This is a genomic window from Nocardia tengchongensis (genome assembly GCF_054781395.1).
The window spans coordinates 337,955-356,833 of record NZ_BAAGUM010000005.1; the positions used below are offsets into that span (position 1 = coordinate 337,955).

Below are 18,879 nucleotides of genomic sequence, written 5' to 3' on the forward strand. Positions count from 1 at the left end.
CCGACCGGCCCCCGGGGGAGGTGGCCGCGGTCACGGCGGGGCACGTCACGGCACCCATATTTGGCCGGATCTGGGGCTACGGGTAAAGTAGGTCGCTGGTGACTTACATAGTGGCTGTGGCATGTCCAGGCATACCGCCTGGCGCCGCCTCCCGTGAGTATGTCACCGGGTTGGCTGCAGTGCACCGGCAATCTATCGGTGCGCCCACGTTTCTCGAGGTCGACCTGCCGTAATGAGCTTGAACCAACCAGGTTCAACCTAACCGGATCGCGGAGGATATGGCGAAGAAGGAAGGGGCCATCGAGGTCGAGGGCCGGGTCATCGAGCCGTTGCCCAATGCGATGTTCCGGATCGAGCTGGAGAACGGGCACAAGGTTTTGGCCCACATCAGCGGCAAGATGCGGCAGCACTACATCCGCATCCTGCCCGAGGACCGCGTCGTCGTGGAGCTCTCGCCCTACGACTTGACCCGTGGTCGCATCGTCTACCGCTACAAGTGAGTCGCTCCCCGCGGGGCGCAAAGTCTTCCGGGACGATAAGTCCCGGGTTTCCCCGGTCGAACTGACCGGGGAAAAACTGTGTTCACGGCCAGTGAACACCAACCCAGATTGGATCTGACGTGAAGGTTCAGCCGTCCGTCAAGCCGATCTGCGAGAAGTGCAAGGTGATCCGCCGTCACGGTCGGGTCATGGTGATCTGCGAGAACCTGCGCCACAAGCAGCGTCAGGGCTGATCGCGGCCTAGTGCCGTGATCGCCGGGACTGTGGATATTCCACGCCCCCGGTCGCTCACCGCCAAGCACCGAACGCGGTTCGGATTGGCAATAGAAGAAGAACTCCCAGCGCCAGTCGCCGTCGCCGAGTCCCGCAGGGGACGGATGGCGGCCTACCCCCGGTACGGAGGCCGGGGCCCCACTTACGAGGGGACGGCCAGGGAGCAGACCTCCGCAAAAGTAAGGAATCGCCAACCATGGCACGTCTGATGGGCGTCGACCTCCCGCGCGAAAAGCGCATGGAGATCGCGCTGACCTACATCTTCGGCATCGGCCGGACCCGCGCCAAGGAGATCCTCGCGGAGACGGGCGTCAGCCCCGACCTGCGGTCGAAGGACCTCAGCGATGACGACCTGACCAAGCTCCGCGACTTCATCGAAGCGCAGGAGTTCAAGGTCGAGGGTGACCTGCGCCGCGAGGTGCAGGCCGACATTCGTCGCAAGATCGAGATCGGCTGCTACCAGGGCATCCGCCACCGTCGTGGCCTGCCCGTGCGTGGCCAGCGGACGAAGACCAACGCTCGTACGCGCAAGGGTCCGAAGAAGACCGTCGCCGGCAAGAAGAAGTAGGGATAGCGCATGCCTCCGAAGAGCCGGGCCTCGGGCCCGAAGAAGACTCAGAAAGCGCGTCGCCGGGATAAGAAGAACATCCCGCACGGCCACGCTCACATCAAGAGCACGTTCAACAACACGATCGTGTCGATCACCGATCCCGAAGGCAACGTCATCTCCTGGGCGTCCTCCGGCCACGTCGGTTTCAAGGGCTCGCGTAAGTCGACTCCGTTCGCCGCTCAGCTCGCCGCCGAGAACGCTGCCCGCAAGGCGCAGGAGAACGGCGTCAAGAAGGTCGACGTCTTCGTGAAGGGCCCGGGTTCGGGCCGCGAGACCGCGATCCGTTCGCTCCAGGCCGCTGGCCTGGAGGTCGGCACGATCTCCGATGTCACCCCGCAGCCGCACAACGGCTGCCGTCCGCCCAAGCGGCGTCGCGTCTAAGCGGGAAGGAAAAGGTACAGAACAATGGCTCGTTATACAGGCCCCATTACCCGCAAGTCGCGTCGTCTGCGTGTCGACCTCGTCGGAGGCGACCAGGCGTTCGAGCGTCGTCCTTACCCGCCCGGCCAGCACGGCCGCGCGCGGATCAAGGAATCCGAGTACCTCATGCAGCTGCAGGAGAAGCAGAAGGCTCGCTTCTCGTACGGCGTCATGGAGAAGCAGTTCCGCAAGTACTACGAAGAGGCGAACCGCCAGAAGGGCAAGACCGGCGACAACCTGCTGCGTCTGCTCGAGGCTCGTCTGGACAACGTCGTGTACCGCGCCGGTCTGGCCCGTACCCGTCGTGGCGCCCGCCAGCTGGTCTCGCACGGCCACTTCACCGTCAACGGTGTGAAGGTCGATGTGCCCAGCTTCCAGGTCTCGCAGTACGACATCATCGATGTCAAGCCGAAGTCGCTGGCCATGTACCCCTTCCAGGTGGCGCGTGAGACCGTCGGCGATCGCCCGATCCCGGGCTGGCTGCAGGTCGTTCCCGGCCGCCTGCGGATCCTGGTGCACCAGCTCCCCGAGCGTGCGCAGATCGATGTTCCGCTGCAGGAACAGCTGATCGTCGAGTTCTACTCGAAGTAATAGGTGCGCGTAAGCGTGCCGCTGGTTGTGGCCCTGCTCAGTTCGACAAGCACAGGGTCAGGGCCGCAACAGCTCCCACATCGTGGGCGTCAAATAGTGGGCGTCCGAAGGAGGAAGAAATGCTGATTTCACAGCGACCGACGCTGACCGAAGAGGTCGTGTCCGAGAACCGGTCGCGGTTCACCATCGAACCGCTGGAGCCGGGCTTCGGTTACACCCTCGGCAACTCGCTGCGCCGCACGCTGCTGTCGTCGATTCCTGGTGCTGCTGTCACCAGCATTCGCATCGACGGCGTGCTGCACGAGTTCACCACCGTCCCGGGCGTGAAGGAAGATGTCACCGACATCATCCTGAACCTCAAGGGCCTGGTCGTGTCGTCCGAAGAGGACGAGCCGGTCACCATGTACGTGCGCAAGCAGGGCCCGGGCACCGTCACCGCCGGTGACATCGTCCCCCCGGCGGGCGTGACCGTGCACAACCCGGACATGCACATCGCCACCCTGAACGACAAGGGCAAGCTGGAGATCGAGCTCGTGGTCGAGCGCGGTCGCGGCTACGTCCCGGCCGTGCAGAACAAGGCGTCGGGTGCGGAAATCGGCCGGATTCCGGTTGACTCGATCTACTCGCCGGTTCTCAAGGTGACGTACAAGGTCGAGGCCACCCGTGTCGAGCAGCGCACCGACTTCGACCGGCTCATCCTGGATGTCGAGACCAAGAACTCGATCTCCGCTCGGGATGCGCTGGCGTCGGCGGGCAAGACCCTGGTCGAGCTGTTCGGACTCGCGCGCGAGCTGAACATCGAGGCCGAGGGCATCGAGATCGGCCCGAGCCCGGCCGAGGCGGACCACATCGCCTCGTTCGGCCTGCCGATCGAGGACCTGGATCTCACCGTTCGGTCGTACAACTGCCTCAAGCGTGAGGGTGTGCACACCGTCGGCGAGCTGGTCGCCCGCACCGAGTCGGACCTGCTGGACATCCGCAACTTCGGTCAGAAGTCCATCGACGAGGTCAAGGTCAAGCTGCACTCGCTCGGCCTGTCCCTCAAGGACTCCCCGGCTTCCTTCGATCCGTCCTCCGTCGTCGGCTACGACGCGGCGAGCGGCACCTGGAGCGACAGCGGCTCGTTCAGCGACACCGACAGCGGCGAGCAGGACTACGCCGAGACCGAACAGCTTTAGGCCATCCGGGGTGTAGCGCCCCGAATCGGCCTTCAACACAGGAGATTCCAACATGCCCAAGCCCAAGAAGGGTGCCCGCTTCGGCGGGTCGGCGTCGCACCAGAAGGCGATCTTCGCCAACCTGGCGACGGCGCTCTTCGAGCACGGTCGCATCACGACCACCGAGGCCAAGGCCAAGGCGCTGCGCCCCTATGCCGAGAAGCTTGTCACCAAGGCGAAGGGCGGCACCCTGGCCGACCGTCGCGAGGTGATGAAGGTGATCCGCTCCAAGGACATCGTGCACGCGCTGTTCGCGGAGATCGGTCCCTCGTTCGAGGGCCGTGAGGGTGGCTACACCCGCATCATCAAGACCATCCCCCGCAAGGGTGACAACGCTCCGATGGCGATCATCGAGCTGGTCCGCGAGAAGACCGTGACCAACGAGGCCGACCGTGCCCGTCGTGTCGCCGCTTCCAAGGCTCCCGAGGCTCCGGCCGAGGCGAAGGCCGAAGAGGCTGCCGAGGTTGTCGAGGCTCCGGCCGACGCTGCCGAGGACAAGGCCGCGGAGTAATACTCCGGGTCCTTCGGACCAACAAGGGGTTTTCAGGGGCTTCCCCTGAAACCCCGAAGGTGGACATCCCATGAGTGAGCCCGCCGTCCCCTCCGGGTCGGCGGGCTTTCTCCATGTTAACCAGGAGATCGCTGTGACCGTGGAGGATCCGACGCCCGAACCGGTTTCGATTCGGGTACGGCTGGACATCAGCTACGACGGCACCGATTTCACCGGGTGGGCGCGCCAGCCCGGTCTGCGCACCGTGCAGGGCGTGCTGGAGGAAGCCCTGTCCAAGGTGCAGCGCGAGCCGATCCAGCTCACCGTGGCCGGGCGCACCGACGCCGGCGTGCACGCGGAAGGCCAAGTCGCGCACTTCGATACGCACACCGAGGTGGACGGCCCCAAACTGGTGCACCGGCTGGCTCGCTTCCTGCCCAAGGATGTGCGCGTCAAGCAGGTCCGTCTCGCCCCGCCGGACTTCGACGCCCGTTTCTCGGCGATCCGCCGCCACTATGCGTACCGACTGACTACCGCCCCCTACGGCGCCGAGCCGCTGCAGGCGCGCGGTGTCGTGCCGTGCCGTCCCGGCCCGGATGTCGAGGCCATGCGTGAGGCCTCCCGAAAGTTGTTGGGCCTGCACGATTTCGCCGCCTTCTGCCGCCGTCGCGAGGGCGCGACCACGATTCGTGAACTCCAGCGCTTCGATTGGGTTCAGGACGGCGATCTGCTGACCGCCTATGTCAGCGCCGACGCGTTCTGCTGGTCCATGGTGCGCAGTCTGGTCGGCGGCGTGCTGTCGGTCGGTGAGGGCCGCCGCACCCCCGACTGGATCGCCGGTCTGCTGAACGAGCGCGAACGCGCCAGTGCGGTGACCGTGGCTCCGGCCCACGGCCTGTCCCTGATCGCCGTCGACTATCCCGCCGATGCCGACCTGGCCGCGCGCAACGCCCAGACCCGCGAAGTGCGTACCGTTCCCGATCCCGAGGGCTGCTGCGGGGACTGATCCCCCGTCCGGCGCGCCGCGCATCCGGCGCGCCGTTCGATGTGCCGGCCGCACCCACCCCTTTCCGTCCCCGTTCCCGCGTCTCTTCCGAGGTCGCGGGTGCAATGCCGCGCGCGTGATTGCGGATCGGTCGCGCGGATGAAAATGCAAGTCCGGGATGAAGATTCGCTGTGCGAGTTGCGGGCAATACGCCATTTCGGACGGTTGGGCGAAAGTTGGATGTTGTTAAGGGAATTCGGGGCTCGGGGTGGGGGCGGGATGCGAGAATCGGGCAATGAGGGGCGGCGTCGAGCCCTCCGTGATGGAGGTTCGCTCCATGCCGGAGGTTTCGCAGCAGGAGACTTTCGAGGAATGGGAGGCCGTGGTCGCGGCGGCCTACGTTCCGCTGGTGGTGACGCCGGTGCGGTCGGGGGAATTCCGGGCTCGCATCGTGCAATCGCGATTCGACGGCATCGACGTGTCGATGGTGACGGCCAGTGGCCAGCACCTGAGCCGGATTCCGCAGCTGGTCAACGACCCCGAGGAACCCGTCCTGTTCGCCAGCGTCACCACGCACGGGCACGGCTGGCTGGAGCAGGACGGCCGGGTGGGGGAGCTGGCCGACGGCGGGCTCACCCTGCACGTCAGTTCCCGGCCGTTCAGCGCGCATTTCGAGCAGTCCTGGGGTGTGGTGGCGGTGCAGGTGCCGCTGGCCGAGGTGGTGTGCGCGTCCGGGGTGCCGGCGGACCGGCTGCCCACCGCGGTGCGCTTCCCGCCCGAGGGCGCGGCGGGCATCGTGGGCCGCTTCTTCTGCGGCCTCGCGCAATTGCAGTACACCGCACCGGAACAGGCGGCCATGCTGGCCAAGCACGGGACCGGGCTGCTGGCGTCGGTGGTGCAGCTGGCCGCGGGCGACCTGCCGCGTGACGAACCCGCGCACGCGCTGGCCAAGCAGCGGGCGCTGGCGTTCATCCAGCGGCACTACGCCGATCCGGAGCTGACCATCGATCAGGTGGCGGTGGCGTGCTCGGTGTCGCGCCGCACCCTGTATCGGTTGTTCGAACAGGGTGAGGACGGGGTGGCGGCCATGTTGCGGCGGATGCGGGTGGAGCGGGCGGTGTCCCTGATCCGGACCGATCCGACCCGGCCGCTGCTGTCGGTGGCGCGGTCGGCGGGGTTCATGTCGGAGCGGCAGTTCTATCGGGCCTTCAAACGCGAAGCCGGCATGACCCCTGGCGAATTCCGGGCATATCATGCCTGATGAGGGGTGATTTCCGGGCTGACATGAATGGACAGTGATCTGGCACGGGCGGCCAGTCACAACGGCGTCGGCGCGCGGGATACTGGGAACGCGCCGCCCGGTCGCCGCCTCGAGCCGCCGGTGACCGGGCGGCGAGCCAGCGCGGAAAATTCAGGGCAAGTGGTCCGTTTTGTCGCATCCGTCGCCTTCATTCCCAATCTCCCAGGGCCCGCAGGTGCAATGATGCAGCTGTGGGTATCGCTTCCACGGCCAGTGCCGAAGTCCGTACGACCTCAGAGGTTTCCGCGCGGCAAGCCTTCGAGCAGTGGGAGGCCGTCGTCGCGGACGCCGTGCTGCCGTCGATCATCGAACCGATCGGCAACGGGCAGGACTGGCACGGCAAGCTGCGCTACACCCAGCTGGATCGCTCCAGCCTCACCCTGATGACCTCGAGCGCCCAGCGGGTCGTGCGCACCAAGCGCCAGCTCGACCAGGCCGCCGGCGACTTCCTGCTGGTGAACATCGTGGTCGAGGGCGCGAACTGGACCGAGCAGGGCGGTCGGCTGATCGAGGGCGGGGCCGGGACCATCGCCTTCTACGACAGCGCCCGCCCGATCGAGAGCCGGACCACCGAGAACGCGGTCTCCACCATCGTGCGCGCGCCCCTGGGCGCGGTGCTCGACCACTCCGGACTGCAGCGTGACGAACTGCCGATCGCCAAGGCCTTGCCGGTCACCGGCGCGATGGGGGTGGTGGCCGACTTCTTCCGGGGCATGGCCGGGCTCGGGGCCGACGAAACCGGGCGTGCGGCAGACGTTCTCGAAGCACAGGTCACCTCCATGCTCTCGTCGGCGCTGTTGCTGGCCAACGGGCAGAGCTCCCCGGCGCCGGCCGATTCGGTCTTCACCCGGCAGCAGGTGCTGGCGGTGCTGCGGCGGCGCTACACCGATCCGGACCTGACCGTGGACGAGGTGGCGCACGCCTGTCTGGTCTCGCGGCGCACGCTCTACCGGGTCTGCGAGGAGATCGGCGGGCCGGCCGCCTTGGTGCGTCAGATGCGCGTCGAGCATGCCCGGCGGCTGTTGCGGGCCGACCCGCAGCGGCCGCTCTCGGCCATCGCGGCGGCGTCCGGGTTCGCCACCGATCGGCATTTCTACCGGGCATTTCGGCAGGAAACCGGCGTGACTCCGGGGCAATTCCGGTCGCAATTGGACGCAGGCACGCGCTGTCGGTAGCACGGCACGGTATGTCGCTGTGACCGGCTCGCGTTCGGCGAAGGGTGATTGCATCATCCGATCCCGTCGAAGGAGCCGAGGTGCCGACGAAGGTGCGTGTCGCAGCCGTCCAGGCCGAGCCGCGATGGCTGGACCTTCCCGCGGGCGTCGGGCAGGCGATCGAGTTGATCGAGGACGCGGCCGCGGGCGGCGCGCAACTGGTGGCCTTCCCGGAGACTTTCCTGCCCGGGTATCCGTGGTGGCTGTGGCTGGAGTCGGTGAGCTGGGGTCAGGGTTTCTTCGCGCGCTATCGGACGAATTCGATGACGGTGGGGCGCACCGAGTTCCGGCGCATCGCCGACGCGGCGCGGCGGCATCGCATCCACGTGCTGCTCGGCTTCAGCGAGCGGTGCGGCAGTTCGCTCTACATGTCGCAGTGTCTCATCGATGATCGAGGGGTACTGCTCGGAGTCCGCCGCAAGCCCGAGCTGACGCCGTTGGAGCACAAGATCTTCCGCTCCGGTGAGCCCGGCGAGTCGCAGGTCTTCCGCACCGGCATCGGCCGCATCGCGGTGCAGGGCGGCTCCGAGCAGTTGCATCTGCCGGCGCGGCGGGAGCTGGAGCGCACCGGCGCGCAGATCCACGTGGTGTCCTGGCCGGGTTTCATCGTTGCGCGAGACGTGGATTGGGGCGTGCGCGTGAACAACGCGGCCACGCTTTGGTACGCGGTGGTCGGGCAGCTGAATGTGATCGCGGCGTGCTCGGTGATGGACGTGGCGGGCAGCGAGGGCCGCCGGGGCGTGGAGCCGGCCAAGCAGCTGGTGCCGGGTCCGGGCGGGCATGCGCGCATCTTCGCGCCGGGCGGTGAGGAACTGGCGTCGCCGTTGGGCGGGCACGAACAGGGTTTGCTGTACGCCGATCTGGAACTCGATCTCAGCTTCGAGTCTGCTGCTTAGCGGTACAAGTACGTACCGGTACTGATACAGGTTGTACCTGCTCGGCCCATTGGCTCGTTCTCATTCGATCTGACACACTCTCCCCAGTATTCGGCCGTACACGGCCGCCATTGTCATCGAGGGATGGGGAGTGGAAGGGTTACAACCGGTCAACCGGATCGAGGTGCGGTCCGGCCTGGAACAGACGTCGACGGAGGCATTCGAGCGTTGGGAAGCGCAGGTGAGTGCCTCTTACGTTCCGCTGGCCGTTGAACCAATACCGAGTGGTCGCTTTGTAGGTTATATCGAATCCGCGAGCTACGGCGAGATGGATGTCTCCGTAATCGGATCCACGCCGCAAGTCATTCGCCGCACCGGTGCACTGATCGGCAGATCCGCGGACGAATATCTGCTCGCGAGTATTCCGACGGTCGGTACCGCACGACTGTGCCAGGATGATCGCGTCGCCGATGTCGGTCCCGGTGGAATCGTGTTCTACGACAGCACTCGGCCCTACCGCTGGGACGCTTCCGAGCGCTTCGAACAAGTCGTCGTGCAGGTCCCGCTCGCCCGGCTGCGGGAACGCTACGGCGTCGACAATCTCGAATTGCCCACTGCGACAGTATTTTCCGGAAACACCGCACCGGGAATCGTGGCCGGATTCTTTCGAGGTCTGGCGGAATTGCAGCGCACCGATCCCGAGAGTGCCGCGCTGTTGTCCGCGCCCGGTATGGACCTGCTGGCCGCGGCGGCGATCGCGGCGTCCGGCCGCGCACCCGGTGACCAGTCGGCGGACGCGCTCAACCGGCAGCGGGTCTTGAACTACATGCGCGACAACTGCGCGGATCCGGACCTCGGAGTCGACCGAATCGCCGAAGGTTGCAGAATGTCTCGGCGTACCCTGTATCGAGTCTTCGGTGAGTTCGAAGGCGGGCCCGGAACCGTGTTGCGCCGCATGCGCATCGAACGTGCTTGCGACCTACTGAGAAATGCGCCACAGTTGCCGCTTTCGGCGGTTGCGAAAGCATCGGGATTCCTCACGGAGCGTAGCTTCTACAGAAGCTTCCGTCTGGAAATGGGTACAACTCCGGGAGCTTTTCGCACCCTGGCATGATCAGTCGGTCATTCGGCACTCGTGGCCATTGTTCATCGCGAAATTCTTGGCAAGCATGCTGATGCATGAGGGAAAAGCGATGAGGACTACGGTGCGAGTCGCCGCCGTCCAGGCCGAACCCAGCTGGCTGCGCCTGTCCGACGGTGTCGATCAGGTTGTCGATCTGATCGGGGCGGCGGGAGATCAGGGTGCTCGGCTCGTCGCATTCCCGGAGGCGTTTCTCCCGGGTTATCCGTGGTGGCGCTGGATCGATACCAATCAGTGGAATGTCGAATACTCGACCCGGTGCCGCGAGAATTCGATGACTCGCGATGGCGCGGAAATGCGCGCGATCACCGCTGCCGCCGCCGCGCACGGCATTCACGTCGTCCTCGGATTCGGTGAGCGGCAGGAACGCCGAATCTATATGTCGCAGGCCGTGATCGACGATTCCGGCGAGTTGCTGTCGGTGCGCCGCAAAGCCGGTCTGAACAGCGTGGAGCGCAAGATATTTGCGTCCGGAACCCCGAATCTGCCTGCGGTGCACCACACCCCGATCGGCAAGTACGGCGCGCTCTCCGGTCAGGAGAACCAGCGGCCGCTGCTCACCCGCGCGCTGCGCGCCGACGAGGAGCAGATCCACGTGGCCGCCTGGCCCGGCAGCCCCGACGGTGACGCGGTCGGCCCGGAGTCGAGCGCGACGCTCAGCCGCATGTACGCGCTCGAGGTCGGCGCGTTCGTGCTCGCGCCCACCGCGGTGGTCGGCGAAGCCGCGTTCGAGGGTTTGGGCGGCTCCCGTCAGCCCAGCGGCCCCATCGGTCGCGCCCGCATCTACGGTTCCGACGGTGGCGAGGTCGTGACCCCGCTGGGAGAGGGCGAGCAGGGCATCCTGCTGGCCGATCTGGACATCTCGGTCGAGGTCGCCGACAACCAGGCCTGCGACTCCATTCGCACCACCCGCGACCGCAAGGACAACCTCCGCAAGGACAGCGCCCCCACCCGCCGCGGTTCCCGCCGCGTCGCCGCCGGCTGGCAGTCCGGCCCGGACCGCTGGGCCCTCCCGGCGTCCCTGGGTACCTACCCAGGCGGCACCGCCGCCTGCTGAGCTGGTGCCCCTGGGGGGGGCTAGCTGCGCACGAGGCGGGCGATGGCGTCGGTGGCTTCCTTGATCTTGGCCTCGGCCTCGGGGCCGCCAGCCACGGCCGCGTCGACCACGCAGTGGCTGATGTGATCCTCGAGCAGGCCCATGGCGACCGCCTGCAGGGCCTTGGTCATGGCCGAGACCTGGGTGAGGATGTCGATGCAGTACTTCTCCTCCTCGACCATCCGCTGCAGGCCGCGGGCCTGACCTTCGATGCGGCGCAGGCGCTTGAGGTAGTCGTCCTTGGCGGTGATGTAGCCGTGCGAGGCGTGGTCGTGGCAGGACTCGGCGGCGTCGGTCTCGCTGTGGTCCTGGGGTGCGATCTTGTCGTTGGTCACCTACGCTGTCCTCACTCCCGGGTGGAAATACCCCCCTAGGGTACATGGTTCGCCCTGGTCCCACCACTCGCGCGCGCGTAGGCAAGAATCGAGGGTATGAGTTCGGACGCACGGGCAACGCTCGCCATCATCGGAGGCAGCGGCTTCTACGACTTCTTCGGCGATGACGCGACCACGGTCGAGATCGAGACCCCCTACGGCGCGCCCAGCGCGCCCATCACCATCGGTCAGGTGGAGGGACGCTCGGTCGCGTTCCTGCCGCGGCACGGCCGCAAGCACGAATTCTCCCCGCACACCGTGCCCTACCGCGCCAACATGTGGGCGCTGCGCACCCTGGGCGTGCGCCGCATCTTCGGTCCCTGCGCGGTCGGCAGCCTGCGCGCCGACTGGGGGCCGGGCACGATCGCCGTGCCGGACCAGCTGGTGGACCGCACCTCCGGGCGCGCCCAGACCTTCTACGACACCGGCGGCGTGCACGTGTCCTTCGCCGACCCGTACTGCGAGGAACTGCGGTCGGCCGCCTTCGCCTCGGCCGGCGACGATCTGCCCGCGCACGACTACGGCACCATGGTCGTGGTGGAGGGCCCGCGCTTCTCCACCCGCGCCGAGAGCCGCTGGTTCGCCGGGCAGGGCTGGGAGCTGGTCAACATGACCGGGCACCCGGAGGCCGTGCTCGCTCGCGAACTCGAAATGTGCTATTCCGCAATCGCTCTGGTCACCGACCTGGACGCCGGGCTGGAGTCGGGTGAGGGCGTCAGCGCCGCCGACGTCTTCGCCGAGTTCGAGCGCAACCTGGTGCCGTTCAAGGCGATGGTGCGCCGCGCCGTCGCCGCGGTGCAGGGCGACGACACCTGCGACAAGTGCCGGGTGCTGACCGGTACCGGCGTGCAGCTGCCCTTCGAACTGCCCTGAGATTGGCCCCTGTCGTTCGGGCGTCGCGACTTGCCGGAGGATCTTCGAATCTCCCGCGACAACTGATTTCGTGGCGACAGGGGTAACTCGTCGGGTACGCCCGGAATCGGTTCGGCACCCAACCGGCGGCACGGGTTGCCACGGCGGACGGCTCTCAGTCGTCCGCTGAAGGCTCGGGAGGCGGGGGAGCCGGGGTACGCCGTTGTGCCCCGTGGTGCGCCATTGCACCCGCTCGCGGCGGCATTCGCGGGTTCGGTGTTATGCCCGGAATGTCCATCTGTAAATAGGTATTGGGGTTACGTCCGCTAGGCTTGGTTCATGAATGCGGGCGGTCCCGACCCCCTGCGCGTCCTGGTGACCGGCGCCGCCGGCTACCTGGGCTCTCATGTTCACCGCGCCTTGCTGGCCGCGGGGCATCAGGTCGTCGCCATCGATGCGTTGCTCGAGACCGTGCATGGACCGAATCCGGTTGTTCCCGAGAATGTCTCGCGCATCGACATCCGTGATCAGGGCGCGCTCGAACCCCTGCTGGGCGATGTCGACGCGGTCTGTCACCTGGCCACGGCCGTGCCGCTCCCGCAGGTACGCGGCGCGGTCGAGCCGGTCTGCGCCGATCCATCCAATTTGGCTTCGCCGCAAGATGTTCCGCATTCGCGCCGGGCGTCAGCGGATGGTCTGCGTGGTCGCGCGGACTCGGCGCACGGGGCCGGTCCGTGCGTCCGCGGCCCGGTCGGCGCGGGCCGGGCAGGAACCGATCGCCCCGGGGCGGAGGGCATGCGCTGGGCCGCGCTCTATGCGGCGCACAATGACGTCGGTACCGCCGTGCTGCTGGCCGCCATGGAGCGGGAGGGCGTGCGTCGGCTGGTGCTCGGGTCCTCGGTGGCGGTGTACGGCGAGGGGCGGTACCGCGGCGTGCGCAGCGGGCCGTTCTATCCGGGACTGCGGCGGCGGGGAGATCTGGACCGAGGGCTGTTCGACCACCGCGCGCCGCGCTCGGGGGAGGTACTGACCTGGGAGCCGATGGGGGAGGACGCCCCGCTGCGGCCCCGGAGCGCTTACGCGGCAAGCAAAGTCGCGCAGGAGCATTACGCGCTGGCCTGGGTGGCAAATACCGGCGGTCAGGCCGCGGTGCTGCGGTACCACAATCTCTACGGGGATCCGGTGGCCGACGGTCGGCGGGTGCGGTCGGCGGAATCGGGTGTGGTGGCGCGTTTTCGGGCCGAACTGGCGGCGGGCCGTCCGCCGCGGGTCTTCGAGGACGGCGGGCAGGTTCGCGATTTTGTGCACGTGCGGGACGCGGCGCTGGCGACCGTGGCCGCGGTGGAGCGCCCGGTGCCGGGATTCGTGCCGTTGAACATCGCTTCGGGGCGGCCGCTCACGCTGTGGGAGGTGGCCTCCACCATGGCAAAGGCTGTGGACGGGCCGTCGCCGGTGGTGACCGGGCAATGTCGGGTCACCGATATCCGGCATGTGGTCGCACATCCGGAAAGAGCCAAGCACGCCCTGGATTTCACGGCTCCGACCTTGCCCGCCAAGGGCCTCGCCGACTATGCCAGGCGCGGCACCGGGCGGCGTTGAACCGGGGCGGGTGGGTTCGAGCGAGCCCGATAGGCTCTCGGCATGGCTGAGTTTTCGAACGACGCTCCGCTGCGGCTCGAGGTCATCGTCGCCAGTGTGCGCCCCAAGCGGTTCGCGCCCGTGGTCGCGGACTGGTTCCTGCGGCGGGCGCGCGCGGACGCGGATTTCGAGGTGGGTGTCATCGACCTGATCGATACCCCGTTGCCGGCCGATCTCACCGAGACCGACGAGGTGCGGGCCTTCCAGCAGCGGATCGCCGCCGCGGACGCCTTCGTGGCGGTCACCTCCGAGTACAACCACGGCTATCCGGCGTCGCTGAAGACCGCCCTCGACAGCGTCAAACGCGAATGGCGCGGCAAGCCCATCGGTTTCGTCAGCTACGGCGGTCTGTCCGGCGGCCTGCGCGCGGTCGAGCAGCTGCGGCAGGTGGTCGCCGAGATCCACATGGTTTCGGTGCGCGAGACCGTCAGTTTCCACGAGGCCAAACGCAGATTCGACGCCGACGGTGAAACGAGCGATGGTGCCGCGATCGATGCCGCGGACCGTATGCTGCGCCAACTCGCTTGGTGGGCAGGGGCGTTGCGTACAGCGCGCGCCGCGGATCCCTACCCGGGGAGCTAGCCGGGGGTGCGAGTGGCGGCCGCGGCGGCGCGGGGCTGACCGATGTAGGTGGACTCGCGGGGGATGGAGACCAGCGTCAGCGGGACCTCGGTTGCGCCGGTGCGCAGGATGATTCGATTCCCGGCCGCGCCGGGCTGCCGGACGGACAGGTCCGGTCCGGTGGCGGGCCAGCCCAGTGGGTCGTCGGTGAGGTGGAAGGTGGTGATGCCCGCGTGGGGTGCGGGCGCGAGCACCCCGTCGACTACGGTGGCGGTGAAATCGGCGTCGGACTGGTGGGTTTCGATCGCGACGGCGAGGCGCTCGGGATTGCCGATGGTGGTGACCAGCTGCTGCCAGGCGTCGGGGCGGTCGGTACGGACCAGGACGCGTTCGCCGACGGCCAGGGCGCGGAAGACCAGCTGTTGTGCGAGATAGAGCTCGCCGGCCACGTACACGCTCGAAATGCCCTGCCCGACCAGGCGGATGGCGACACCGTTGCCGTCCCCGTCGGAGCCGAGCAGCTGTCCGCACCCCGCTGAGGGCAGGTGCAGGGCGCCGAGTTCGGCGATATCGCGGAGTTCGGCGGGCACGGTGTCGTCCAGGCCCGGTACCGCGAACGGCAGGTGCGCGAGCAGGCCCTCGCGGTGACGGCCGTTCATGGAGATCATGTGCTGCTGCAGCGGCTCCTCGGGCAGCTCCCGGGCGGTGAGCCGCCAGGCCGCGCCGATCCGCACGGTGTCGGCGCTGTCGCCGGGGCGCAGTTTCACGGCCACGGTGGTGCCGCGGGAGGCGGGCACCCAGAGCTGGGCGAGCAGGTCGGAGCCCAGCTGCCGGGGGTCCACGGCCGCACCGATGTTCACGCTGTTGCCGAGTTCGGCGTAGCGCCAGTGCTGGGTCAGCGCACCGGGATCCACGCCCGCGGTGACCTGCAGGGCGGCCTGGCGGATCTCGGGTGCGGTGAGCAGGCGGGCCGTGCATCCGCCGTCCTCGAGGATGCGCACCACGCGTTCGGTGGCGGCGGTGACCGCGCGACACGCGCCGGGCAGTCCGCCGCCGCGCCGTGTCGCGGCCTCCGGGCGGGTGACGGGGTCGAAGGCGATGGCCAGCCAGACCGTGCGGTGCGCGGTGGCGGGCAGCGGGCCGAGCAGTGATTCGTAGATCGCGCCCGCGGGCGTGCCGGAGCGGCTGCGGAAGCCGTGCGAGACGATGTCGATGCCGGACAGCAGAATGTCGTGGCGGCTCAGGCTTTTCGCGAGTTCGGGCAGCGGCAGCAGGTGGGTGGACTGCACGGTGGAGCGGCCGAGGCGGGTGAGTCCGCCTTTGGAGGCCAGCACTTCGACGACGGCGACCACGCGACTGCCGTCGCGGTAGAGGCCGAGGGAGCGGCCGTCGGGGGCGCGGAAGTCGATGAGGTCGGCGGGCGGGTGGCCGCGGCGGGCGCGGAATCGGCCGCGGGTGGTGATCCAGTCGGAAACAGTACGTTTGCCGAGCGGTAGCACAAGAACCAGACCGACCACTATGCCCAGGGCGAGCGCAGCCCACCAGGTCAGCCCGCACATCATTGCGATGACCAGAACGACCAGTCCGGAGACCTGCGCCCAGACCAGGTTCGCCAAGGAGATCCGGACCGGTGACGGCCGCCGCCCCGCCTCCCCGGATGTGATCGTCATCGTCGTCCCCGGCTCCCCGATGTCGGCCCCGCGCGGCACCCGCGCGGCGGTCGAGCGCGAATGAATGTCCTTGTCACTGTACTGTGTTCGGCGAAACCAACGACGCGCCGGGAGTTGGATGCCTTCGAAACCCACGACCCGATGGCAGGTGAGCGGCTACCGCTTCCTGGTCCGTCGCATGGAGCACGCCCTGGTCCGCCGGGACGTGCGAATGTTGCACGATCCCATGCGTTCCCAGTCCCGCGCCTTCGCCGCCGGACTGATCCTCGCGTGTGTCGCACTGGCTGGTTGCGGAGTATTGGCTCTGCTGCGGCCGCAGGACAAGATCGGCTCCAACAAGATCCTCATCGGCAAGGACACCGGCGCGGTGTACGTCGTGCTCGACAATGTGGTGCACCCGGCGCTGAACCTGGCCTCGGCGCGGCTGGCCGCGGGCGACGCCGCCAAGCCCGCCATCGTTGACGAGTCCCAGCTGGCCGAGCAGCCGCGCGGCCAGCTGATCGGCATCCCCGGCGCGCCGACCTCGCTGAACTTCACCCGCGGCGACGGCCGCACCTGGACGGTGTGCGACGCGTTGTCCAACGACGGCAGCCGCAACCTCACGAGTTCGGTGATGCTTGGCGAATCCGCTTCGAGGGACAAGGTTTCCGCGTTGGAGCCCGGCAGGGCGCTGCTGGTGCAGGGCCGGGATTACACGTATCTGATCTACGACGATCAGCGCGCCCGCATCGACCTCGAGGATCGCGCCGTGGCCGACGCACTGGAGCTGAACGGCCAGACACCGCGCCCGATCAGCGAGGGCCTGCTCGACGCCATCCCCGAGGTGCCGCCGCTGGTGCCGCCGCGTATCGAGAATGCCGGGGCCGCACCGGGCTATCCGCTCGGCGAGCATCGCATCGGCGACGTTGTGCAGGTGCGCACCGACAGCAGGTACTACGCGGTGCTGCCCGACGGGCTGCAGCCCGTGTCGGCGCTCACCGCCGACATCATCCGCAATACCTACCGCTCCAGCGCCGCCGACAGCTATATCGCGCAGGCTGATCGCACCGGTGCGCCCGTGTCCTCGGCTTTGCCGGTGTCGAAGTATCCGAGTCGGGCCCCGGCTTTGGTGGACGGCAAGGACCAGCCCGTGGACTGCCTGTCCTGGCGGCCGGTGAGCTCCGCCGACACGTCCGACGGCAGCAGGCACGCCGAGTTGTCGGTGCTCACCGGGCACGCGGTCCCGATCCCCGACGGCGCCCGGCTGGTGCCGCTGGCGCAGGCCGACGGCAGCGGACCCAACGTGGACAGCTTCTACCTGAAGCCGGGCGCGGGCGCCTACGTGCAGTCCACGGGGATCGAACCGGACAGTCAGCGTCACGACAGCCTGTTCTTCGTGTCCGACTACGGTGTTCGCTTCGGCGTCAGGAATCTCGAGGCCGCCGAGGCGCTGGGCATGGACCCGGAGCGGGTGCGACCCGAACCCGCGCCGTGGCCGATCCTCGGACTACTCGCTCCCGGGCCGGTCTTGAGCCGGGAAGGCGCCATGGTCGCTCACGACGGTGTGGCGCCGGATCCGAATCCGGCCGAGGAACCGGTGAAAACCCGAGGGCCCAGCGCGAACTAGCGATCAGCTGTCGCGGCTGCCGAACTTGCGGCGCAGCGGGAACGACGCCAGGAAACCCAGAACCAGAAGCAGCGCGACGATGCCACTGCCGATCAAAGCGGCATCGCGCGCCGTATTGTCGGGCGCAGCAGCCGGATTGGGCACACCGAGCTGTTGATCGCGCGCGTCCGCCGGATGTTTGGGCCGCAACTCCTTGCGCACCTCGGCGGTGAGCGCCGCCACGGGATCGACCGTGCCGTAACCGATGTAGGGATTCCAGCCCTCGCCCGGGGCGTGCGCGGTGGCCTCGATCCGCTCGACCACCTCCGCGGCCCGCATATCGGGATACCGCGACCGCACCAGCGCGGCGACCCCCGCCACCTGCGGGGCGGCGAAACTTGTTCCGCTGTAGGGCAGGACCTGGCCCTGATTGGTCACCTTCGCGGTGGTGAGCCCGGTATCGCGGGGATCGAGGGAGACGACGTTCTCACCCGGCGCGGCGACCCCCACCCACGGCCCCGGGACGGTGAACTTCGACGGCTGCCCGAACGCGTCCACCGAGCCGACCGACAACACGTAGGCGTCCCACCAGGCCGGCACCACATAGGACGTGACGTGATCCCACGGATCGCCGTCGGGGTGCAGGGGATCCAGGCCCGGATTGCTCGCCTTGCAGGTGTCGGTGTTGCCCGCCGACGCCACGATGACCACGTCCTTCACCACCGCCGCGTACTGCACGGCCGCGCCCAGCGCGCCCATCTCCGCGCTCATCGGTTCCGTGGTGGGGCAGGCGACGAGGGAGATGTTGACGACCCGCGCGCCCGCGTCGGCGGCCCGCCGCACCGCCGAGGCCAGCGCCGAGATCTTGCCGTAGCCGTCGGGCATGTCGTCGGGACCCTTCTCCCGGCCCGCGCCCTTGGGCTGATACAGCGCGCTGGTCTGGCGGATGGTCATGATCCGGGCCTCCGGCGCGACGCCGGCGAAGCCCTGGCCGCCGACCTGGGTGGCCCCGATCAGGCCCGCCACGATGGTGCCGTGCGCGTCGCAGTCCTCGGTGCCGTCTCCGCCGGCCGCTACGTAGTCGCCCTCGGCAATGAGGCCGGGCAGGCGCGGATGCGGCGACACCCCGGTGTCGATGACGGCCACCAATTGGCCTGCGCCGCGTGAGAATTTCCAGGCGCCGGGCAGGTTCAGGGTGCGCTGGGTGGCGGGTATGGTCGGCCCGTCGCCGCCCTCTTGGGTGCTGAGGCAGGGGGAGTTGGCAGGGTGCTCGGTGGGGGTCGGCGGGGTGGCCGGTCCGCCCGGGGGCAGCAGGCCCACATCGATCGGCGGCGGCCGGTCCGCCTGGGCGGCGCCCGGTCCGGAACCGATGCCGAACGAGACTCCCAGCGCCAGTACCGATGCCGCCGCGGCTACGCGGGAAGCGCGCCGTACGCCCGCAGCAGTTCTGTGAGACTCCTTGGCGTTCACCGCTCTACCCCGCATCG

General features: G+C 68.3%; 21 protein-coding genes. 18 read left to right on the forward strand and 3 right to left on the reverse strand.

Annotated elements, in window-relative coordinates; translation table 11 throughout:
* Positions 1–278: 278 nt before the first annotated feature.
* The 13 genes from infA to ACYVKL_RS10155 all read left to right on the forward strand — a co-directional run bounded on the left by infA (position 279) and on the right by ACYVKL_RS10155 (position 10,673).
* Positions 279–500, forward strand: a complete 222-nt coding sequence (gene infA, locus ACYVKL_RS10095; RefSeq protein ID WP_040804562.1) for a translation initiation factor IF-1 — start codon at positions 279–281, stop codon at positions 498–500.
* Between the two features lie 119 nt (positions 501–619).
* Complete coding sequence (rpmJ, locus tag ACYVKL_RS10100) at positions 620–733, forward strand: 50S ribosomal protein L36 (RefSeq protein ID WP_033085975.1); 114 nt, start codon at positions 620–622, stop codon at positions 731–733.
* Positions 734–969: 236 nt separating this feature from the next.
* The gene (gene rpsM, locus ACYVKL_RS10105; protein WP_213557960.1) at positions 970–1,341 is read left to right on the forward strand and encodes a 30S ribosomal protein S13; all 372 of its coding nucleotides are present in this window, start codon (positions 970–972) and stop codon (positions 1,339–1,341) included.
* Positions 1,342–1,350: 9 nt separating this feature from the next.
* The gene (rpsK, locus tag ACYVKL_RS10110) at positions 1,351–1,764 is read left to right on the forward strand and encodes a 30S ribosomal protein S11 (protein WP_213557959.1); all 414 of its coding nucleotides are present in this window, start codon (positions 1,351–1,353) and stop codon (positions 1,762–1,764) included.
* 24 nt (positions 1,765–1,788) lie between these two features.
* Complete coding sequence (rpsD, locus tag ACYVKL_RS10115; protein ID WP_213557958.1) at positions 1,789–2,394, forward strand: 30S ribosomal protein S4; 606 nt, start codon at positions 1,789–1,791, stop codon at positions 2,392–2,394.
* A 119-nt stretch (positions 2,395–2,513) separates the two neighbouring features.
* The gene (locus ACYVKL_RS10120; RefSeq protein WP_033085978.1) at positions 2,514–3,572 is read left to right on the forward strand and encodes a DNA-directed RNA polymerase subunit alpha; all 1,059 of its coding nucleotides are present in this window, start codon (positions 2,514–2,516) and stop codon (positions 3,570–3,572) included.
* Positions 3,573–3,624: 52 nt separating this feature from the next.
* Positions 3,625–4,122, forward strand: coding sequence for a 50S ribosomal protein L17 (rplQ, locus tag ACYVKL_RS10125; RefSeq protein ID WP_379168632.1), 498 nt, complete (start codon positions 3,625–3,627; stop codon positions 4,120–4,122).
* Positions 4,123–4,192: 70 nt separating this feature from the next.
* Positions 4,193–5,107, forward strand: coding sequence for a tRNA pseudouridine(38-40) synthase TruA (gene truA, locus ACYVKL_RS10130; protein WP_213557956.1), 915 nt, complete (start codon positions 4,193–4,195; stop codon positions 5,105–5,107).
* A 316-nt stretch (positions 5,108–5,423) separates the two neighbouring features.
* A complete protein-coding gene (locus tag ACYVKL_RS10135) occupies positions 5,424–6,347 on the forward strand; it encodes a helix-turn-helix domain-containing protein (RefSeq protein ID WP_379168634.1) in 924 nt (307 codons plus the stop codon).
* Positions 6,348–6,577: 230 nt separating this feature from the next.
* Entirely contained in the window at positions 6,578–7,561 is a 984-nt protein-coding gene (locus tag ACYVKL_RS10140; protein WP_357197682.1) for an AraC family transcriptional regulator, read from the forward strand.
* Between the two features lie 80 nt (positions 7,562–7,641).
* On the forward strand, positions 7,642–8,496 hold the full coding sequence (locus ACYVKL_RS10145; RefSeq protein WP_379168636.1) for a nitrilase-related carbon-nitrogen hydrolase: 855 nt from the start codon (positions 7,642–7,644) through the stop codon (positions 8,494–8,496).
* A 130-nt stretch (positions 8,497–8,626) separates the two neighbouring features.
* Entirely contained in the window at positions 8,627–9,589 is a 963-nt protein-coding gene (locus ACYVKL_RS10150) for an AraC family transcriptional regulator (RefSeq protein WP_379168639.1), read from the forward strand.
* A gap of 79 nt (positions 9,590–9,668) precedes the next feature.
* Positions 9,669–10,673, forward strand: a complete 1,005-nt coding sequence (locus ACYVKL_RS10155) for a nitrilase-related carbon-nitrogen hydrolase (RefSeq protein ID WP_379168641.1) — start codon at positions 9,669–9,671, stop codon at positions 10,671–10,673.
* A gap of 20 nt (positions 10,674–10,693) precedes the next feature.
* Here ACYVKL_RS10155 and ACYVKL_RS10160 read toward each other — a convergent pair whose 3' ends face one another.
* Positions 10,694–11,032, reverse strand: coding sequence for a metal-sensitive transcriptional regulator (locus ACYVKL_RS10160; protein ID WP_213560641.1), 339 nt, complete (start codon positions 11,030–11,032; stop codon positions 10,694–10,696).
* A 111-nt stretch (positions 11,033–11,143) separates the two neighbouring features.
* On the opposite strand from ACYVKL_RS10160, the gene ACYVKL_RS10165 reads away from it, so the two are divergent.
* From ACYVKL_RS10165 to ACYVKL_RS10175, 3 genes are all read left to right on the forward strand, one after another.
* Positions 11,144–11,959, forward strand: coding sequence for an S-methyl-5'-thioadenosine phosphorylase (locus ACYVKL_RS10165; RefSeq protein WP_379168643.1), 816 nt, complete (start codon positions 11,144–11,146; stop codon positions 11,957–11,959).
* Between the two features lie 342 nt (positions 11,960–12,301).
* Positions 12,302–13,537: an NAD-dependent epimerase/dehydratase family protein gene (locus tag ACYVKL_RS10170; protein ID WP_379168893.1), complete on the forward strand. Its 1,236-nt coding sequence runs from the start codon at positions 12,302–12,304 to the stop codon at positions 13,535–13,537.
* Positions 13,538–13,579: 42 nt separating this feature from the next.
* Positions 13,580–14,158, forward strand: coding sequence for an NADPH-dependent FMN reductase (locus ACYVKL_RS10175; protein ID WP_379168645.1), 579 nt, complete (start codon positions 13,580–13,582; stop codon positions 14,156–14,158).
* Here ACYVKL_RS10175 and eccE read toward each other — a convergent pair.
* The gene (gene eccE, locus ACYVKL_RS10180) at positions 14,155–15,753 is read right to left on the reverse strand and encodes a type VII secretion protein EccE (RefSeq protein ID WP_379168895.1); all 1,599 of its coding nucleotides are present in this window, start codon (positions 15,751–15,753) and stop codon (positions 14,155–14,157) included. The two genes, ACYVKL_RS10175 and eccE, sit on opposite strands and share 4 nt — an antisense overlap.
* Here eccE and ACYVKL_RS10185 point away from each other — a divergent pair.
* A complete protein-coding gene (locus ACYVKL_RS10185; RefSeq protein ID WP_379168915.1) occupies positions 15,704–15,871 on the forward strand; it encodes a hypothetical protein in 168 nt (55 codons plus the stop codon). The two genes, eccE and ACYVKL_RS10185, sit on opposite strands and share 50 nt — an antisense overlap.
* A 54-nt stretch (positions 15,872–15,925) precedes the next feature.
* Positions 15,926–17,413 (forward strand): type VII secretion protein EccB, encoded by a 1,488-nt coding sequence (gene eccB / locus ACYVKL_RS10190; RefSeq protein WP_379168647.1) that lies wholly within the window; start codon positions 15,926–15,928, stop codon positions 17,411–17,413.
* 3 nt (positions 17,414–17,416) lie between these two features.
* Here the strand turns inward: eccB and mycP are convergent, their stop codons facing one another.
* Positions 17,417–18,877 (reverse strand): type VII secretion-associated serine protease mycosin, encoded by a 1,461-nt coding sequence (gene mycP, locus ACYVKL_RS10195; protein ID WP_379168648.1) that lies wholly within the window; start codon positions 18,875–18,877, stop codon positions 17,417–17,419.
* Between the last annotated feature and the right edge of the window lie 2 nt (positions 18,878–18,879).